Annotated in this window: 15 protein-coding genes and 1 other RNA gene; 12 read left to right on the top strand and 4 right to left on the bottom strand. The window is 56.5% G+C overall.

What is annotated here, in order from left to right; translation table 11 throughout:
- The first annotated feature begins 133 nt into the window (after positions 1–133).
- From mscS to EBC_RS19985, 3 genes are all read left to right on the top strand, one after another.
- The gene (mscS, locus tag EBC_RS19995; RefSeq protein WP_013203670.1) at positions 134–1,048 is read left to right on the top strand and encodes a small-conductance mechanosensitive channel MscS; all 915 of its coding nucleotides are present in this window, start codon (positions 134–136) and stop codon (positions 1,046–1,048) included.
- A 144-nt stretch (positions 1,049–1,192) separates the two neighbouring features.
- On the top strand, positions 1,193–1,813 hold the full coding sequence (argO, locus tag EBC_RS19990; RefSeq protein WP_013203669.1) for an arginine exporter ArgO: 621 nt from the start codon (positions 1,193–1,195) through the stop codon (positions 1,811–1,813).
- Between the two features lie 186 nt (positions 1,814–1,999).
- Positions 2,000–2,725: an oxidative stress defense protein gene (locus EBC_RS19985; RefSeq protein WP_013203668.1), complete on the top strand. Its 726-nt coding sequence runs from the start codon at positions 2,000–2,002 to the stop codon at positions 2,723–2,725.
- Between the two features lie 79 nt (positions 2,726–2,804).
- On the opposite strand, the gene EBC_RS19980 is transcribed toward EBC_RS19985, so the two are convergent.
- Positions 2,805–3,701 (bottom strand): LysR family transcriptional regulator ArgP, encoded by an 897-nt coding sequence (locus tag EBC_RS19980; protein ID WP_013203667.1) that lies wholly within the window; start codon positions 3,699–3,701, stop codon positions 2,805–2,807.
- Positions 3,702–3,905: 204 nt separating this feature from the next.
- On the opposite strand from EBC_RS19980, the gene rpiA reads away from it, so the two are divergent.
- Both rpiA and serA read left to right on the top strand, forming a co-directional pair.
- Positions 3,906–4,565, top strand: coding sequence for a ribose-5-phosphate isomerase RpiA (gene rpiA, locus EBC_RS19975; protein WP_013203666.1), 660 nt, complete (start codon positions 3,906–3,908; stop codon positions 4,563–4,565).
- A 303-nt stretch (positions 4,566–4,868) separates the two neighbouring features.
- Positions 4,869–6,104, top strand: coding sequence for a phosphoglycerate dehydrogenase (gene serA / locus EBC_RS19970; protein ID WP_013203664.1), 1,236 nt, complete (start codon positions 4,869–4,871; stop codon positions 6,102–6,104).
- An 89-nt stretch (positions 6,105–6,193) separates the two neighbouring features.
- On the opposite strand, the gene EBC_RS19965 is transcribed toward serA, so the two are convergent.
- The 3 genes from EBC_RS19965 to zapA form a co-directional block, all read right to left on the bottom strand.
- Entirely contained in the window at positions 6,194–6,781 is a 588-nt protein-coding gene (locus tag EBC_RS19965; protein WP_013203663.1) for a 5-formyltetrahydrofolate cyclo-ligase, read from the bottom strand.
- A 97-nt stretch (positions 6,782–6,878) separates the two neighbouring features.
- Positions 6,879–7,062, bottom strand: a non-coding RNA gene (ssrS, locus tag EBC_RS24840) — 6S RNA.
- Positions 7,063–7,104: 42 nt separating this feature from the next.
- A complete protein-coding gene (gene zapA / locus EBC_RS19960; protein ID WP_013203662.1) occupies positions 7,105–7,434 on the bottom strand; it encodes a cell division protein ZapA in 330 nt (109 codons plus the stop codon).
- Positions 7,435–7,605: 171 nt separating this feature from the next.
- Between zapA and EBC_RS19955 the strand changes: the two genes are divergently transcribed.
- The 7 genes from EBC_RS19955 (at position 7,606) to gcvP (ending at position 16,865) form a co-directional block, all read left to right on the top strand.
- The gene (locus EBC_RS19955) at positions 7,606–8,184 is read left to right on the top strand and encodes a YecA/YgfB family protein (RefSeq protein ID WP_013203661.1); all 579 of its coding nucleotides are present in this window, start codon (positions 7,606–7,608) and stop codon (positions 8,182–8,184) included.
- Between the two features lie 25 nt (positions 8,185–8,209).
- Positions 8,210–9,523, top strand: coding sequence for a Xaa-Pro aminopeptidase (gene pepP, locus EBC_RS19950; protein ID WP_013203660.1), 1,314 nt, complete (start codon positions 8,210–8,212; stop codon positions 9,521–9,523).
- Positions 9,523–10,701, top strand: a complete 1,179-nt coding sequence (gene ubiH, locus EBC_RS19945) for a 2-octaprenyl-6-methoxyphenyl hydroxylase (protein WP_013203659.1) — start codon at positions 9,523–9,525, stop codon at positions 10,699–10,701. The genes pepP and ubiH overlap by 1 nt, the downstream gene beginning before the upstream one ends.
- Before the next feature lie 13 nt (positions 10,702–10,714).
- Entirely contained in the window at positions 10,715–11,917 is a 1,203-nt protein-coding gene (ubiI, locus tag EBC_RS19940) for an FAD-dependent 2-octaprenylphenol hydroxylase (protein WP_013203658.1), read from the top strand.
- Positions 11,918–12,409: 492 nt separating this feature from the next.
- The gene (gene gcvT / locus EBC_RS19935; protein WP_013203657.1) at positions 12,410–13,504 is read left to right on the top strand and encodes a glycine cleavage system aminomethyltransferase GcvT; all 1,095 of its coding nucleotides are present in this window, start codon (positions 12,410–12,412) and stop codon (positions 13,502–13,504) included.
- A 29-nt stretch (positions 13,505–13,533) separates the two neighbouring features.
- Positions 13,534–13,920: a glycine cleavage system protein GcvH gene (gcvH, locus tag EBC_RS19930; RefSeq protein WP_013203656.1), complete on the top strand. Its 387-nt coding sequence runs from the start codon at positions 13,534–13,536 to the stop codon at positions 13,918–13,920.
- A 71-nt stretch (positions 13,921–13,991) separates the two neighbouring features.
- Complete coding sequence (gcvP, locus tag EBC_RS19925; RefSeq protein ID WP_013203655.1) at positions 13,992–16,865, top strand: aminomethyl-transferring glycine dehydrogenase; 2,874 nt, start codon at positions 13,992–13,994, stop codon at positions 16,863–16,865.
- Positions 16,866–16,912: the final 47 nt, after the last annotated feature.

The raw sequence follows: 16,912 nt of genomic DNA, 5'->3' as shown, positions 1-16,912 counted from the left end.
GGTAACAAATTGTTAATTTGACTGCTTATTTGGCAGAGCGCGGCATTATTGGTTACCCTTTGAGTTTGGGATGTCAGTTTGTCTGGCAAAAAACTGCTTACTTCCCGCAGGGGAACAACAACAGGAAAACGAAATGGAAGATCTGAACGTGGTACATGGCATTAACAACGCAGGAGGTTGGCTGGTGCGTAACCAGGAGCTGCTGTTGAGTTATGTCGTGAATATCGTGGCGGCCATTGCGATTATTATCGTCGGGATGATTGTGGCGCGACTCATCTCCAACACCCTGAATAAAGTGCTGCTGGCGCGTCATATCGATGCCACGGTAGCCGACTTCCTTTCAGCGCTGGTGCGCTACGGGGTCATCGCCTTTACGCTGATCGCCGCCCTGGGCAGGGTAGGCGTGCAGACCGCCTCGGTGATCGCGGTGCTCGGTGCCGCCGGCCTGGCCATTGGTCTGGCGCTGCAGGGTTCGCTGGCTAACCTGGCGGCCGGCGTGCTGCTGGTTACCTTCCGTCCGTTCCGTACCGGTGAATTCATTGATATCGGTGTAATGGGGACGGTGCAGAGCGTGCAGATCTTCTCTACCACCCTGAAAACCGCCGACGGCAAAATTGTCGTGGTGCCAAACGGTAAAATCATCGCCGGGAATATCGTTAACTTCTCGCGGGAGCCGGTGCGCCGTAATGAGTTCATTATCGGTGTGGCCTATGATGCCGACGTTGATCAGGTGATTAAGCTGCTGCAGGAAGTGGTTGATGCCGAGCCTCGCGTGCTGCGCGATATGGGCATCCAGATTGGCCTGAATGAACTGGCCGCCTCTTCAGTGAACTTCGTGGTGCGCTGCTGGAGTAATGCCGGTGACCTGCAGAACGTCTACTGGGATCTGATGAAGAACTTCAAGCGCACGCTGGACGCGCATCAGATTGGCATTCCTTATCCGCAGATGGACGTTCACCTGCATCAGGTGAAGTCGGCTGAAGATCAGCAGGCTGAAGTCAAAACCGCGACGCCAGAGGTGGCGCCGTCGTTACCTAAACCAGAGTAATCAGTAAGTTAAAGGCGAGCCACGGTTCGCCTTTCTTGCCTTAACGTTATTAGTAAAACTGATATAACATTAGTTTATTCCATTTCCTCTAATGAACCTTCCGCTATACACTCGCCTGCAATTATTCAGGACGAGGTGTTTCCCGTGTTTTCAATCTTCTTTCAGGGCATGGCTCTGGGTGCTGCGTTAATCCTGCCGTTAGGGCCACAAAATGCGCTGGTGTTAAATCAGGGCGTGCGTCGTCAATATCATCTGATGACCGCCGGACTCTGTACCCTGAGCGACATCGTCCTGATTTGCGCCGGAGTGTTTGGCGGCAGTGCCTTGCTGACCCAATCGCCACTGCTGCTCAATCTGGTGACCTGGGGCGGCGTGCTTTTCCTGCTGTGGTACGGCTGGGGAGCATTGCGTACCGCGTTCAGCGGCAACATTGACCTCTCTTCCTCCGCCGCGATGAAGCAGGGACGCTGGCGGATTGTCGCCACCATGATGGCCGTGACCTGGCTGAATCCGCATGTCTATATCGATACCTTTGTGGTGCTCGGCAGTCTCGGCGGACAGCTTCCGGCGGAAGCCCGCAGCTGGTTTGCGTTGGGCTCGGTCACCGCATCAATCCTGTGGTTCTTTGGCCTGGCGTCACTCGCCGCCTGGCTGTCACCGGTGCTGAATACGGCGAAAGCCCAACGCATCATCAATGCGCTGGTTGGGGTAATGATGTGGGGCATTGCGTTAAAGCTGGCGCTGCAGGCAACAGGTTTCCAGTAATTGTCTGATGGGGATGATTTCAGTCACAAGGAACTCACTCCAGGAATAAAGGTCATAGCCTGATACCCGAAAACGCAATAACATATGCCAGCTTGTTGCGTTTTGACGGAACATTTCTCTGGCGGTGAGGCAATTTTCCCCGTCAGTAAACCTTGATGTGACTTAAATACCCCACGGAGGAACCCAGTGAAGCTTACTAAATTGGCCCTGGCCGCAATGATTGGATTTGGAACCGTACCGGCTCTGGCGCTGGCAGATGAGCTGCCGAATGGCCCACACGTTGTGACGTCTGGCCAGTCCAGTGTTGAAGCCACACCGGATATCGCTACGCTGGCTATTGAAGTCAGCATTTCGGCGAAAGATGCCGCGACAGCCAAGGCTCAGGCCGATACGCGAGTCGCGCAGTACTTTGATTTCCTGCAAAAAAATGGCATTGAGAAGAAAGATATTGATGCCGCTAACCTGCGTACCCAGCCAGAATATGACTACACCAAAGAAGGCAAAGCGGTGCTGAAAGGCTACCGTGCGGTGCGTCAGGTGCAGGTGACTCTGCGTCAGTTAGATAAGCTGAACGAGCTGCTGGACGGTGCGCTGAAGTCTGGCCTGAACGAAATCCGCTCCGTTGAGCTGGGCGTGGCCCATCCGGATGAATACCGCAACAAGGCGCGTCAGGCGGCGATTCAGGACGCGACGCAGCAGGCAGGCGAGCTGGCGAAAGGCTTTAATACCAAGCTGGGCCCGGTTTACAGCATCCGTTATCACGTTGCTAACTACCAGCCAATGCCGGTCGCGCGCATGTATAAAATGGCCGATGCCGCACCGATGACCTCTGCGGCGGAAACCTATGAAAAGCAGAGCATTCACTTCGACGATCAGGTTGATGTGGTGTTTGAACTGCAGCGTAACCCGTAATCGCAAAAAGGGCGCTGTCAGTGACAACGCCCGGTGTAGGCTGCATTCAGGGCTCCCAACGGGAGCCTTTTTTTATGGCTTATTCCGGCTGACGCAGGACGCGATGGCCGTGAGCGATTAACGCATCGGTGACCTTGCGCATCAGGCGGCTTTCTGGCGCGAAGCGGTGCCAGTAAAGCATCCGGCGCTGGAACAGGCCCGGTGTTAAGTCAATCAGCTCGCCTTCTGCCAGCTCGCGCTCAATCTGCAGGTGCGGGATCATACAGCAGGTGGTGCCCTGACGCGCCAGCTGCACAAACGCTTCCGACGAGTTAACGATATGGCAGGGCACGCTGCCCGGCGACAGGTCAAAGTTCTGCTGTAAAAAGGCCTGATGCATATCATCAAGATGGTCGAAGGCCACCGCGGGCGCTTTCAGCAGGGCAGAGCGGGTCACGCCATTCGGGAAATAACGCGCGGCAAATTCCTTCGAGCCGACAAACAGATAATCCAGCGCGCCGAGCTGATCCACCAGGCAGCTTGGCAGAGGCTGAGGTTGAATACTCACTGCCCCAACCACTTCGCCACGACGCAGGCGTTCCTGCGTGCGGCTTTCATCTTCCACCTGCAGGTTCAGACGCACCGGAGAGTCGGTTAATACGGTTTTCAGCGCGGGCAGCAGCCAGGTTGCCAGACTGTCGGCGTTTATCGCCAGCGACAGCAGCAATGGCGTGGTGCCGCTGTTCTCATCGCCCAGCCACTCCTCTTCCAGCAGTTCAACCTGGTGCAGTAACGCCAGCAGCTTTTGCCCTTGCTCGGTTGGGCGTGGCGGCACGGTACGCACCAGCAGCGGCTGGCCGAACATGTTCTCCAACTGCTTGATTCGTTGTGAGACTGCCGACTGGGTAATGCAAAGCTTTTGTGCTGCGCGTTCGAAGCCGCGCTCGCGAATCACTGCATCCAGCGCCTGAAGCGTGCGATAATCCGGGCGTTTCATAGTGGGTGATAACTCTCTTTCAGGTGTGGAAACTGCACTATGCCATATTTTTGTCACTTTGCCCTGGGCAAAGGCGACATTATCCCGCTTCAGGTTTGTGGCCTGGCTTCCAAAGTGCCAACAAAGCCCGCGTGAAGGCAGTCATTTCCATCGGGTTGTTTTATACTAGCGCCACACTGTAGCTGTACGGAATCTAAACTTACCATGACACAGGATGAACTGAAAAAGGCCGTCGGTTGGGCAGCGCTGGACTATGTTACCCCGGGCACCATTGTCGGTGTGGGGACGGGTTCTACTGCCGCTCACTTTATCGATGCGTTGGGCTCGATCAAACACCAGATTGACGGTGCGGTCTCCAGCTCTGAGGCTTCAACAGAGAAGCTGAAAAGCCTGGGTATTCAGGTGTTCGACCTCAACGAGATTGACTCCCTGTCGGTCTACGTCGATGGCGCTGATGAGATCAATGGCATGATGCAGATGATCAAAGGCGGTGGCGCGGCGCTGACGCGGGAGAAAATCATCTCTGCGGTGGCGGATAAGTTTGTCTGTATAGCGGATGAGTCTAAACAGGTTGATGTGCTGGGCGGTTTCCCGCTGCCGGTGGAAGTGATCCCGATGGCCCGCAGTTTTGTGGCGCGTGAACTGGTGAAGCTGGGCGGCCTGCCGGAATACCGTCAGCATGTGCTGACCGATAACGGCAACATTATTCTCGACGTGCATAATCTGAAAATTCTGGACCCGATTGCGCTGGAGAAAGCGATTAATGCGCTGCCAGGCGTGGTCACGGTGGGGCTGTTTGCTGCACGCTGTGCCGACGTTGCGCTGATTGGTACCGCCAACGGTGTGAAGACCATAGTAAAATGATCTTACCGGCGCCGCCCCGGCGTCGGTTATTTTCTGATAAAAAACATCTTTTCTGAACCCGATGAAATTTGGTGACTTATGTCACATAACTTTCATGCGCAGGCGTATCCTGCTAATCCTTTTCACCATTCCCCGATTATCTGCCAAATTGTGCTGCCTTGCCTGTTAGCCGTGCTGGCATCCAGGCAATCGTTTGTATTGCCGCAGCCGTAAATTTTGATATTTTGGCAGAAGGCTATCTTATACCCGGATGTAGATAGGGGTAAGCTGGCACTTCTGAAGTCGCAAAAATAGGGTCGGGAAATGGCAAAAGTATCACTGGAGAAAGACAAGATTAAGTTCCTGTTGGTGGAAGGCGTCCACCAGAGCGCGGTCGAGAATTTGCGCGCATCAGGGTACACCAACATCGAATTTCATAAAGGTGCGCTGGACAGCGACGCTCTGAAAGAGTCCATCCGCGACGCGCACTTTATCGGTATCCGCTCGCGCACCAACCTCACTGAAGACATTTTCGCTGCGGCGGAAAAACTGGTGGCGGTCGGCTGCTTCTGTATCGGAACCAACCAGGTTGATCTGACTGCTGCTGGCAGCCGTGGCATCCCGGTATTTAATGCACCTTTCTCCAATACCCGATCCGTTGCTGAGCTGGTCATCGGCGAGCTGCTGTTAATGCTGCGCGGCGTGCCTGCCGCGAACGCCAAAGCACACCGTGGCATCTGGAACAAACTGGCCGTGGGTTCTTTTGAAGCCCGTGGTAAGAAGCTGGGCATCATCGGCTACGGCCATATCGGCATGCAGCTGGGCGTGCTGGCGGAAAGCCTGGGTATGCACGTGTTCTTCTATGATATCGAGAGCAAGCTGCCGCTGGGTAACGCCACGCAGGTTCGCCATCTGTCTGACCTGCTGAATATGAGTGATGTCGTCAGCCTGCATGTACCAGAGACGCTCTCAACGCAGAACATGATGGGCGCAGAAGAGCTGGCGATGATGAAGCCAGGCTCACTGCTGATTAACGCCTCACGCGGCACCGTGGTCGATATTCCTGCCCTGTGTAAAGTGCTGGCGGACAAGCATCTGGCGGGCGCGGCAATTGACGTGTTCCCGGAAGAACCTGCGACCAACAGCGATCCGTTCCTGTCGCCGCTGTGCGAGTTTGATAACGTGATCCTGACGCCACACATCGGTGGATCAACGCAGGAAGCGCAGGAAAATATCGGTATCGAAGTGGCGGGCAAGCTGGCTAAGTACTCGGATAACGGTTCAACGCTGTCTGCGGTTAACTTCCCGGAAGTCTCTCTGCCGATGCATGGCGACCAGAGCCGTTTGCTGCACATCCACGAGAACCGTCCCGGCGTGCTGACCGCAATCAACAACATCTTTGCAGACCAGGGCGTCAACATCGCCGCACAGTACCTGCAAACCACCCCACAGATGGGTTATGTGGTGATTGATGTCGATGCACCGCAGGATGTGGCGGATAAAGCGCTGCAGCTGATGAAAGCGATTCCGGGCACCATCCGTGCTCGTCTGCTGTACTGATTAAGCTGGCGGGTTAACGCCCGCACCGTTAATCACCATAAAAAAAGCCCCGGCAATTGCCCGGGGCTTTTTTTTATAGCGATTCAGCCTTACCACTGCCAGATTTTCGACGGCGTGATCATCGCTGGAAGCGGCACATCCCACTCCGCAACGGGCAGATCATCAACCCGCTGGCAATCATGCCCAAGACCGACGGGTAAAAATCCGTGCTGCTGCCAATTTTGCAGCGTGCGGTCGTAAAAACCACCGCCCATCCCCAGCCGTTGTCCCTGCTTATCAAAGGCCACTAACGGCACCAACAGCACATCCAGCTCGCTAAGCGTGGCCAGATTGCGGATATCCAACGGCGGCTCAGGAATACGCAGCCGGTTGGGTGTAAGCGTCGTGTGCTCGTCATAACGAATAAACAACAGCTGGCCTTCGGAGAACGGATGGAGCACCGGCAGGTACACCTGTTGCTTGTGCTGCCAGAGTTTGGCAATCAGCGGACGGGTATTCAGCTCACCGTCGAAAGAGAGAAACAGGGCGATTTTTTTGGCTTGTTGTATCGGAGCAAAATTAAGCGCGCGTTCGGCGGCTTGCACGGCGGCGAGCTGTTGCTGCTCGGGTGTCAGCGCCCGACGGAGGTGACGAACATGGGTGCGGATATCCTGGCGATCGAGAAGATTCAGGTTCATAGCTCACCGTGTAGTAAGACTGGACAGGGGTAAACACAGAAATCACACGCTGGGTGTTGGACAGGATCGTACCAGAAAGGAACTGCTGTAAAGAAGTGGAATCTCCGAGATGCCGCCGCAGGCTGTAACCCTTGAACCCTTGGTTCAAGGTGAGACTGCCGTCGTAACCATCAGGCTTCTCGGACGAACCGAGCTTGCACACAGGTTACAGAGCGTCAGACTCTGATGGTATTAAATATCGGCTCAGGGGACTGGCCCGCTTGCAAACATCTCAGAGAAATTTTGTACTTCACCGTCACTCTAACACAGATAACGATGAGGTGTTATTCGAACTTACTGCCGGTCCGGTCCGTAATGCGACCCTGTTCAAGCAACGCCTGTTCAATGGTCTGTTGCAGCATCCGGATGCGCTGCTCCATGTTACTGGCATAGTCGCGGGTTTTCAATTTCTCCGCAGCCAGCTCATGGCAAATATTGAGTGCAGCGATAAATACCAGCTGCTCTGTGTTAGTGACTCTAGTGCGAACTTTTAAATCTTGCAACCGTTGATTAAGGTCTTCGGCAGCCATATTCAGCGCATCTTGCTGTTCAGGCGGACAATTTACTCTTAACGAACGACCAAAAATTTGAATATCTACGGGTTGAGCAGACATGCCACCATCCTGACTGATTACTTCGCCGCCAATCTCCCTTACCGCTCAATGGGTTGGGAGGGGCGCAACTATAACTACGCCTTATAGAAGAAACAACCCCTTTTCTGGAATCGTTGAGGCACCTGGTGGTAGCATAACACGAACTTATCCAGCCAACGATGACCAAAACGTATGTCACTATCAAACACAATGCCGGGCTATGATGCGCTGGCTTCAGCACTGACGCAGCAGGGCGTAGGGATGACACCTGCCGAAATGCACGGTTTACTCAGCGGGATGATCTGTGGCGGCACGCAGGACAGCAGCTGGCAAACCCTGGTTCATGAGCTGACCAACGAAGGCATGGCGTTTTCCCAGTCGCTGGCTTTGCCGCTGCAACAGCTGCATGAAGCCATCGGAAATACGCTTGCGGAAGAGGGCTTCCTGTTCCAGCTCTATCTGCCAGAAGATGATGACATCACCGTGTTCGATCGCGCCGATGCGCTGGCGGGTTGGGTGAACCACTTCCTGCTGGGTCTGGGCGTTTCCCAGCCTAAACTGGACAAGGTGAAAGGCGAGACCGGCGAAGCGATCGACGATCTGCGCACCATTGCTCAGCTTGGCTATGATGAAGACGAAGATCAGGAAGAGCTTGAGCAGTCACTGGAAGAGGTGATCGAGTACGTTCGCGTTGCGGCGTTACTCTGCCACGATACCTTCACCCATGTGCTGCCAACCGCTGTGGAAGTACAAAAACCGACCCTGCACTAAGCGGGCGCACACTCAGGAGAAGTTGATGACCCAGCAAGAATTTTTACGTCGACGCGCTGCATTGCTCAGCAAAATGGCGCCGGCCAGCGCCGCGGTGATTTTCGCTGCGCCGGAAGCCACGCGCAGCAACGACAGTGAATATCCTTATCGCCAGAACAGCGATTTCTGGTACTTCACCGGCTTTAACGAACCCGAAGCCGTGCTGGTGCTCATCAAAAGCGACGAGAGCCACAATCACAGCGTGCTGTTTAATCGCGTGCGTGACCTGACCGCAGAAATCTGGTTTGGCCGCCGTCTGGGACAGGATGCCGCACCCGAGAAGCTCTCTGTCGATCGCGCGCTGCCTTACGACCATATCGGCGAGCAGTTGCCGCTGCTGCTGAACGGGCTGGACGTGGTGTATCACGCGCAGGGACTTTACCCTGAGGCCGATTCACTGGTCTTCGCGGCGCTGGACAAGCTGCGTCGCGGCTCGCGCCAGAACCTGACGGCGCCTGCTACCATCACCGACTGGCGTCCTGTGGTGCATGAAATGCGCCTGTTTAAATCTGCGGAAGAGCAGGCTGTATTGCGCGAAGCGGGCCGCATCAGCGCGCTGGCACATACGCGCGCCATGCAGAAATGCCGCCCTGGCATGTATGAATACCAGCTTGAAGGTGAGATCCAGCACGAATTCAACCAGCATGGCGCACGCTTCCCGTCCTACAACACCATTGTTGGCGCCGGTGAAAACGGCTGCATCCTGCACTACACCGAAAATGAGTGCCAGATGCGCGATGGCGATCTGGTGCTGATCGATGCCGGTTGTGAACTGAAAGGCTATGCCGGCGATATCACGCGTACCTTCCCGGTCAACGGCAAGTTCACCGCACCTCAGCGCGCGATTTACGACATCGTGCTGGAATCATTAAACACCTCGCTGGAACTGTTCCGTCCCGGCACCAGCATCCGTGAAGTGAATGCGGTCGTGGTGCGCATCATGGTGACCGGGCTGGTGAAGCTGGGCGTGATGAAAGGCAATATCGATACGCTGATCGAAGAGCAGGCCCATCGCCAGTTCTTTATGCACGGACTGAGCCACTGGCTGGGGCTGGACGTGCATGACGTCGGCGTGTACGGCAACGATCGCGACCGCACGCTTGAGCCAGGCATGGTGATCACCATCGAGCCGGGTCTGTACATCGCGCCGGATGCGGATGTGCCTGCCGAATATCGCGGCATCGGCATTCGCATCGAGGACGACATCATTATCACCGCTGAAGGTAACGAAAACCTGACGGCGACGGTGGTGAAAGAGGCGGACGAGATCGAAGCGTTGATGGCGGCAGCGAAAGCCTAATGAGCATCGTAATTGCAGGCGGAGGAATGGCGGGAGCCACGCTGGCGCTGGCCATTTCTCATCTGACGCAGGGACAGGTGCCGGTCACGCTGGTGGAAGCCACCGAACCCGCCAGCCGATCCCATCCTGGTTTTGATGGCCGGGCGATTGCGCTGGCGGCGGGAACCTGTCAGCAGCTGGCGGCCATTAATCTTTGGCCGTACTTGAAGGATTGCGCCACCGCCATCACCCATGTTCACGTCAGCGATCGCGGCCATGCCAGTTTTGTCTCGCTGGATGCTGCCGACCATGGCATTTCTGCGTTGGGTCAGGTGGTTGAGCTGCACGATATCGGCCAGCGGCTGTTTACGCTGCTGAAGAAGGCGCCCGGCGTGCGCGTATGTTGCCCGGCAAAAGTTACCGGGCTGGTGCGCAATCAGCAAGATGTGCAGGTGACGCTCAGCAATGGCGAAACCTTGCCGGCTCAGCTGCTGGTGGCGGCCGACGGCTCGCGCTCCTCGGTGGCGGCGTCCTGCGGCGTGCAGTGGCAGTCGCAGGATTATCAACAGGTGGCGGTAATCGCCAACGTAGCAACTCAACAACCCCATCTGGGCCGGGCTTATGAGCGCTTTACCGAGCATGGCCCGTTAGCGTTATTGCCGATGTCTGCGGGCAGAAGTTCGCTGGTGTGGTGCCATCCGCTGGACGATAAAGCCCGAATCGATGGCTGGAGCGATCGGCAGTTTATTCACCAGCTTCAGCAGGCGTTTGGCTGGCGCTTAGGCCGCATCACCCAGGTCGGGCAGCGCCACAGCTATCCGCTGCAGCTGCAGGCTGCCTCACAGCATGTTTCACACCGGCTGGCGCTGGTCGGCAATGCCGCGCAAACGCTGCATCCGATCGCCGGTCAGGGATTTAATTTAGGGCTGCGTGACGTAATGTCGCTTGCCGAAACGGTAGCGGCAAGCTGGCGCGCTGGCGAAGATGTGGGAAGTTATGCCACGCTGCAGCGCTATCAGCAGCGCCGACAGCCGGATGCCGCGGCGACCATTGGCATTACCGACACGCTGGTCAGGTTGTTTGCTAACCGCTATACACCGCTGGTGGCAGGAAGGAGTCTTGGCCTGATGGCGATGGACTCGCTGCCGCTGGTGCGTAATTTGCTCGCCGAGCGCACGTTAGGCTGGGTTGAGCGCTAAGGAGAAAGCAGTAATGCAAACCTATGATGTTATCGTCGCAGGCGGCGGTATGGTTGGACTGGCGGTCGCCTGTGGCCTGCAGGGCAGCGGCATGAAAATCGCGGTACTGGAGCGTGAACCTGCCGCAGAACCGTCTGTGGCTGAGCAGCCTGCGCTGCGGGTGTCCGCCATCAACGCCGCCAGCGAACGTCTGCTGCAGCATCTTGATGTCTGGACCTCGATTCTGGCAGCACGCGCCAGCGCCTATCACGGTATGGAAGTCTGGGACCGCGACAGCTTTGGTCACATCGCTTTTGACGATGGTCAACAAGGGCTGGCGCACCTCGGCCACATTATCGAGAACCCGATTATTCATCAGGCGCTGTGGAAGAAAGCCAGCGAGCTGAGCGACATCACGCTGATTGCACCGGCAGAGCTCCAGCAGGTGGCCTTTGGCGACAACGAAGCCTTTGTCACCCTGAAAGATGGCAGCATGATGAGTGCCCGTCTGCTGGTGGCGGCCGATGGCGCCAACTCCTGGCTGCGCAACAAAGCGGATATTCCGCTGGCGTTCTGGGATTACGACCACCATGCGCTGGTGGCCAATATCCGCACCGGGCAGCCGCACGACGCGGTAGCCCGTCAGGTCTTCCACGGCGACGGTATTCTGGCGTTCCTGCCGCTGAGCGATCCGCATCTGTGCTCGATTGTCTGGTCGGTTTCGCCGCAGGAAGCGACACGTTTACAGTCGATGCCGGAAGATCTCTTCAATCAGCAGCTGTCGGTGGCCTTCGATCTGCGACTGGGGCTGTGTAAGGTGGAAAGTGAGCGCAAAAGCTTCCCGCTGATGGGACGTTATGCCCGCAACTTTGCCGCGCACCGTCTGGCATTGGTCGGCGATGCCGCGCATACCATTCATCCGCTGGCAGGTCAGGGCGTTAATCTCGGCTTTATGGATGCCGCCGAACTGATTGGCGAAGTGAAGCGCCTGCACCAGCAGGGCAAAGATATCGGACAGCACCTGTATCTGCGTCGCTACGAGCGCAGCCGCAAGCACAGTGCGGCGATGATGCTGGCCGGAATGCAGGGCTTCCGTGAGCTGTTTAACGGCAATAACCCGGCGAAAAAGCTGCTGCGGGATATTGGCCTGAGCCTGGCCGATAATCTGCCTGGCGTGAAGCCACGTCTGCTGAAGCAGGCGATGGGGCTGAAAGATCTTCCCGAGTGGTTGCGGTAACCTTGCGATGCCGTTCAGGGCGAAGTTCACCTTGCCCTGAACGTTTTCCCTCCTCTGCTTTTCCCCTGTTGCTGCTAATCTTTAAACCAACTTATTTACCCACAGAAGCGCTTTTTCAGGTGAGTGCAACGGCTGCCCCATTTTGGCCCATCGTTTGAAAAATTCTAATTTTACTGCCCACTTCGCATTACTTTTAATAATGGATAAATTGATAACCTGAAGTTATTTTTTATCTGTTTCGCCTGAAACCCTTACTTTTAAACTGACTTTTTGCCGGTTGATTGCCGTTTATGTGCGGTTTGCCGCGGAAATCTGGTGAAAAATGCTGGAAACTCTGTTGCCGTTCCGCCCTGCACTGAAAAGATTCACCCCCGTTTAACTTATGGTTAATGGCCGCATTCGGTGGTAAGTTCAGAGCCAGGGTATCGTTTGCGTTCCGGTCGTCACAGGCTGTGACCAGGCGCATGACAACTTGTAAAGCACAGGAATGATATGACTCAGCAGACCCCCTTATTCGAACAGCATCAGGCTTGCGGTGCGCGCATGGTGGATTTCCATGGCTGGATGATGCCGCTGCATTATGGCTCCCAGATGGATGAGCACCACGCGGTCCGGACTGATGCCGGCATGTTTGACGTCTCCCACATGACCATTGTCGATCTCAAAGGTGCGCGCACCCGGGAATTCCTGCGCTATCTGCTTGCCAACGACGTTGCCAAACTCACGGTTCCGGGCAAAGCCCTTTATACCGGCATGCTTAACGCATCGGCTGGCGTAATTGACGATCTGATTGTTTACTTTATGACCGAGGACTTCTTCCGTCTGGTGGTTAACTCTGCCACCCGTGAGAAAGACCTGGCGTGGATTGGCGAGCACGCGACACCGTTCGGCGTTGAGCTGACGCTGCGTGACGACCTGTCGCTGATTGCCGTACAGGGTCCGCAGGCGCAGGAAAAGGCGCAGACGCTGTTTGACGAAGCGCAGCGCCAGGCCGTGGCCGGCATGAAGCCGTTTTTTGGCGTGCAGGCCGGTGAGCTGTTTATCGCCACCACCGGTTACACCGGCGAAGCAGGCTACGAGATTGCGCTGCCCAATGAGCAGGCGGCGGATTTCTGGCAGAAGCTGCTGGCGGCAGGCGTGAAGCCTGCGGGCCTGGGCGCACGCGATACGCTGCGTCTGGAAGCCGGTATGAATCTGTATGGTCAGGAGATGGACGAGGGCGTCTCTCCGCTGGCCGCCAATATGGGTTGGACCGTGGCGTGGCTGCCGGAAGACCGCAATTTTATTGGCCGTGAAGCGCTGGAATCCCAGCGTGAAAAAGGCACCGAGCAGCTGGTCGGCCTGATCATGACTGAAAAAGGCGTGCTGCGTAATGAACTGCCGGTACGCTTTACCGACGGCGAAGGCAATCTGCGTGAAGGTGTGATCACCAGCGGATCTTTCTCCCCGACTTTAGGGTGCAGTATTGCCCTGGCACGCGTTCCTGCTGGCATTGGCGAGCAGGCTATCGTGCAGATCCGTAACCGGGAAATGCCGGTTAAGGCCACTAAACCGATTTTTGTACGCGCCGGTAAACCGGTCGTCTGATAACAATAACCTCTCAGGAGAGCCTGGCGATGAGCAATGTGCCAAATGAACTGAAATACCGTGACAGCCACGAATGGGTGCGCAAAGAAGCCGACGGAACTTACACCGTAGGCATCACCGAGCACGCGCAGGAGCTGCTGGGCGATATGGTGTTTGTTGACCTGCCGGATGTGGGTAACACCTACAGCCAGGGCGACGACTGCGCCGTGGCCGAGTCAGTGAAAGCAGCGTCGGATATTTACGCGCCCATCAGCGGCGAAATTATCGAGGTGAATAGCGCGCTGGACGGCGAACCGGAGCTGGTCAACAGCGCCCCGTACGCCGAAGGCTGGCTGTTCAAAATCAAAGCCAGCAATGAATCTGAACTGGATTCGCTGCTGGATGCCGATGCTTACAAAGGCAGCATCGACGAATAAATCATTGCCCTGCGGGACGAGCCCATTCGTCCCGCTTCTGCTTACCATGCCCGATTCAGGATTTACCGCTAATGACTCAGACTCTCAGCCAGCTTGAACACACCGGCGCGTTTATCGAGCGCCATATTGGTCCTTCGCAGGAGCAGCAAGCTGCGATGCTCAATGCCACCGGTGCCAGCTCACTCCATGACCTGATCGCGTCGATCGTGCCGGCAGATATTCAGTTGCCAAGCCCGCCCGCGGTGGGGGATGCCCTGACTGAACATCAGGCTCTTGCGGAGCTGAAGGCGATCGCCAGTCAGAATCTGCGTTACAAATCCTATATCGGCATGGGCTATACCCCGGTGCTGACGCCGCCGGTTATCCTGCGCAACATGCTGGAAAACCCAGGCTGGTACACCGCTTACACCCCTTATCAGCCGGAAGTGTCTCAAGGGCGTCTTGAAGCGCTGCTGAACTTCCAGCAGCTGACGCTGGACCTGACCGGTCTGGATATTGCTTCCGCCTCGTTGCTGGACGAAGCCACCGCCGCTGCTGAAGCGATGGCGATGGCCAAACGCGTCAGCAAGCTGAAAAACGCCAACCGCTTCTTTGTGGCTGACGATATTCACCCGCAAACCCTCGACGTGGTGCGCACCCGTGCGGCAACTTTCGGCTTTGAGGTACTGGTCGATAAAGCCGAAAAGGTGCTCGATCATCAGGACCTGTTCGGTGTGCTGTTGCAGCAGGTCGGCACCACCGGTGAAGCGCATGAGTACAGCGATCTGATTGCCGAGCTGAAAAACCGCAAGGTGATCGTCAGCGTCGCGGCGGACTTTATGACCCTGGTGCTGTTGCAGGCGCCGGGTAAAATCGGCGCGGATATCGTCTTTGGTTCCGCGCAACGTTTTGGCGTGCCAATGGGCTACGGCGGTCCACACGCCGCCTTCTTCGCCGCCCGTGATGAACACAAACGCTCCATGCCAGGCCGCATTATCGGCGTCTCGCGCGATGCCGCAGGCAATACCGCGCTTCGTATGGCGATGCAGACTCGCGAGCAGCATATCCGCCGTGAGAAGGCGAACTCCAACATCTGTACCTCGCAGGTCTTACTGGCCAACATCGCCAGCCTGTATGCGGTGTTCCACGGACCGGTTGGGCTGAAGCGCATTGCCTCCCGTATTCACCGTCTGACCGACATTCTTGCCGCCGGTCTGCAAAAAGGCGGTCTGACGCTGCGTCACCACAGCTGGTTCGATACGCTGACCGTTGAAGTCAGTGATAAAGCGGCCGTACTGGATCGTGCGTTAAGCTTCGGCGTGAATCTGCGTACCGATATTCTTAATGCCGTCGGCATTACGCTTGCTGAAAACACACTGCGTGAAGATGTCGTCGCGCTGTTCTCGATTCTGCTGGGCGAAAATCACGGTCTGGATATTGATTCGCTGGACGCGTCGGTCGCGGAGGAAAGCACGTCGGTGCCTGCTGCGCTGCTGCGTAAGGATCCGATCCTGACCCATCCGGTGTTTAACCGTCATCACAGCGAGACTGAGATGATGCGTTATATGCACAGCCTGGAGCGTAAAGATCTGGCGTTGAACCAGGCGATGATCCCGCTGGGATCCTGCACCATGAAGTTGAACGCGGCGGCCGAGATGATCCCCATCACCTGGCCTGAGTTCTCTGAGCTGCACCCATTCTGTCCGGCCGACCAGGCGACAGGTTACCTGCAGATGATTGGCCAGCTTTCCCAGTGGCTGGTGCAGTTAACCGGTTACGACGCACTGTGTATGCAGCCAAACTCGGGTGCGCAGGGTGAATATGCCGGCCTGCTGGCTATCCGTCACTACCATGAAAGCCGTAACGAAGGCGGGCGTAATATCTGCCTGATCCCAAGCTCCGCGCACGGAACCAACCCGGCCTCTGCGCAGATGGCGGGCATGTCGGTGGTGGTGGTCGCCTGTGATAAACAAGGCAACATCGATCTGCACGATCTGCGGGTTAAGGCCGAGCAGACCGGCGATGCTCTCTCCTGCATCATGGTTACCTACCCGTCGACGCACGGCGTTTACGAAGAAACCATCCGTGAAGTTTGTCAGATTGTGCACCAGTTCGGCGGCCAGGTTTATCTGGACGGCGCGAACATGAATGCCCAGGTGGGGATCACCACGCCTGGCTATATTGGCGCGGACGTTTCCCACCTTAACCTGCATAAAACCTTCTGTATTCCACACGGCGGTGGCGGTCCGGGTATGGGACCTATCGGCGTGAAAGCGCACCTGGCACCGTTTGTGCCGGGTCACAGCGTAGTGCAGATTGATGGTGTGTTAACCCAGAACGGCGCGGTCTCTGCGGCCCCGTTCGGTAGCGCATCGATTCTGCCCATCAGCTGGATGTATATCCGCATGATGGGTGCAGAAGGGCTGAAGCAGGCCAGTTCGGTGGCTATCCTCAATGCCAACTACATCGCCACGCGTCTGCAGTCGGCCTATCCCATCCTCTACACCGGACGTGATGGCCGCGTCGCGCACGAATGTATTCTGGATATCCGTCCGCTGAAAGAGCAGACCGGGATCAGCGAGCTGGATATCGCCAAACGCCTGATCGACTACGGTTTCCATGCGCCGACCATGTCGTTCCCGGTGGCGGGAACCCTAATGGTTGAACCGACCGAATCAGAAAGCAAAATTGAGCTCGACCGCTTTATTGACGCGATGCTGGCGATCCGCATGGAAATCGACCGTGTTGCGGCAGGTGAATGGCCTGCCGACGATAACCCGCTGGTCAACGCGCCGCACACGCAGATGGAAATCGTCGGTGACTGGGATCATCCGTACACCCGTGAGCTGGCGGTGTTCCCGGCAGGCAGCGACAACAAATACTGGCCGACCGTGAAGCGTCTTGATGACGTCTACGGCGACCGTAATCTGTTCTGTTCCTGCGTGCCGATGAGCGAATACGAGTAGTTATCCGGCAAATTGGCTACAGTAGAAAGGGCACATGAGGTGCCCTT

Source organism: Erwinia billingiae Eb661, assembly GCF_000196615.1.
GTDB classification, from domain to species: domain Bacteria; phylum Pseudomonadota; class Gammaproteobacteria; order Enterobacterales; family Enterobacteriaceae; genus Erwinia; species Erwinia billingiae.
The sequence above is the reverse complement of the archived record's forward strand: the minus strand, read 5'-3'. Positions and strand labels throughout refer to the sequence as shown.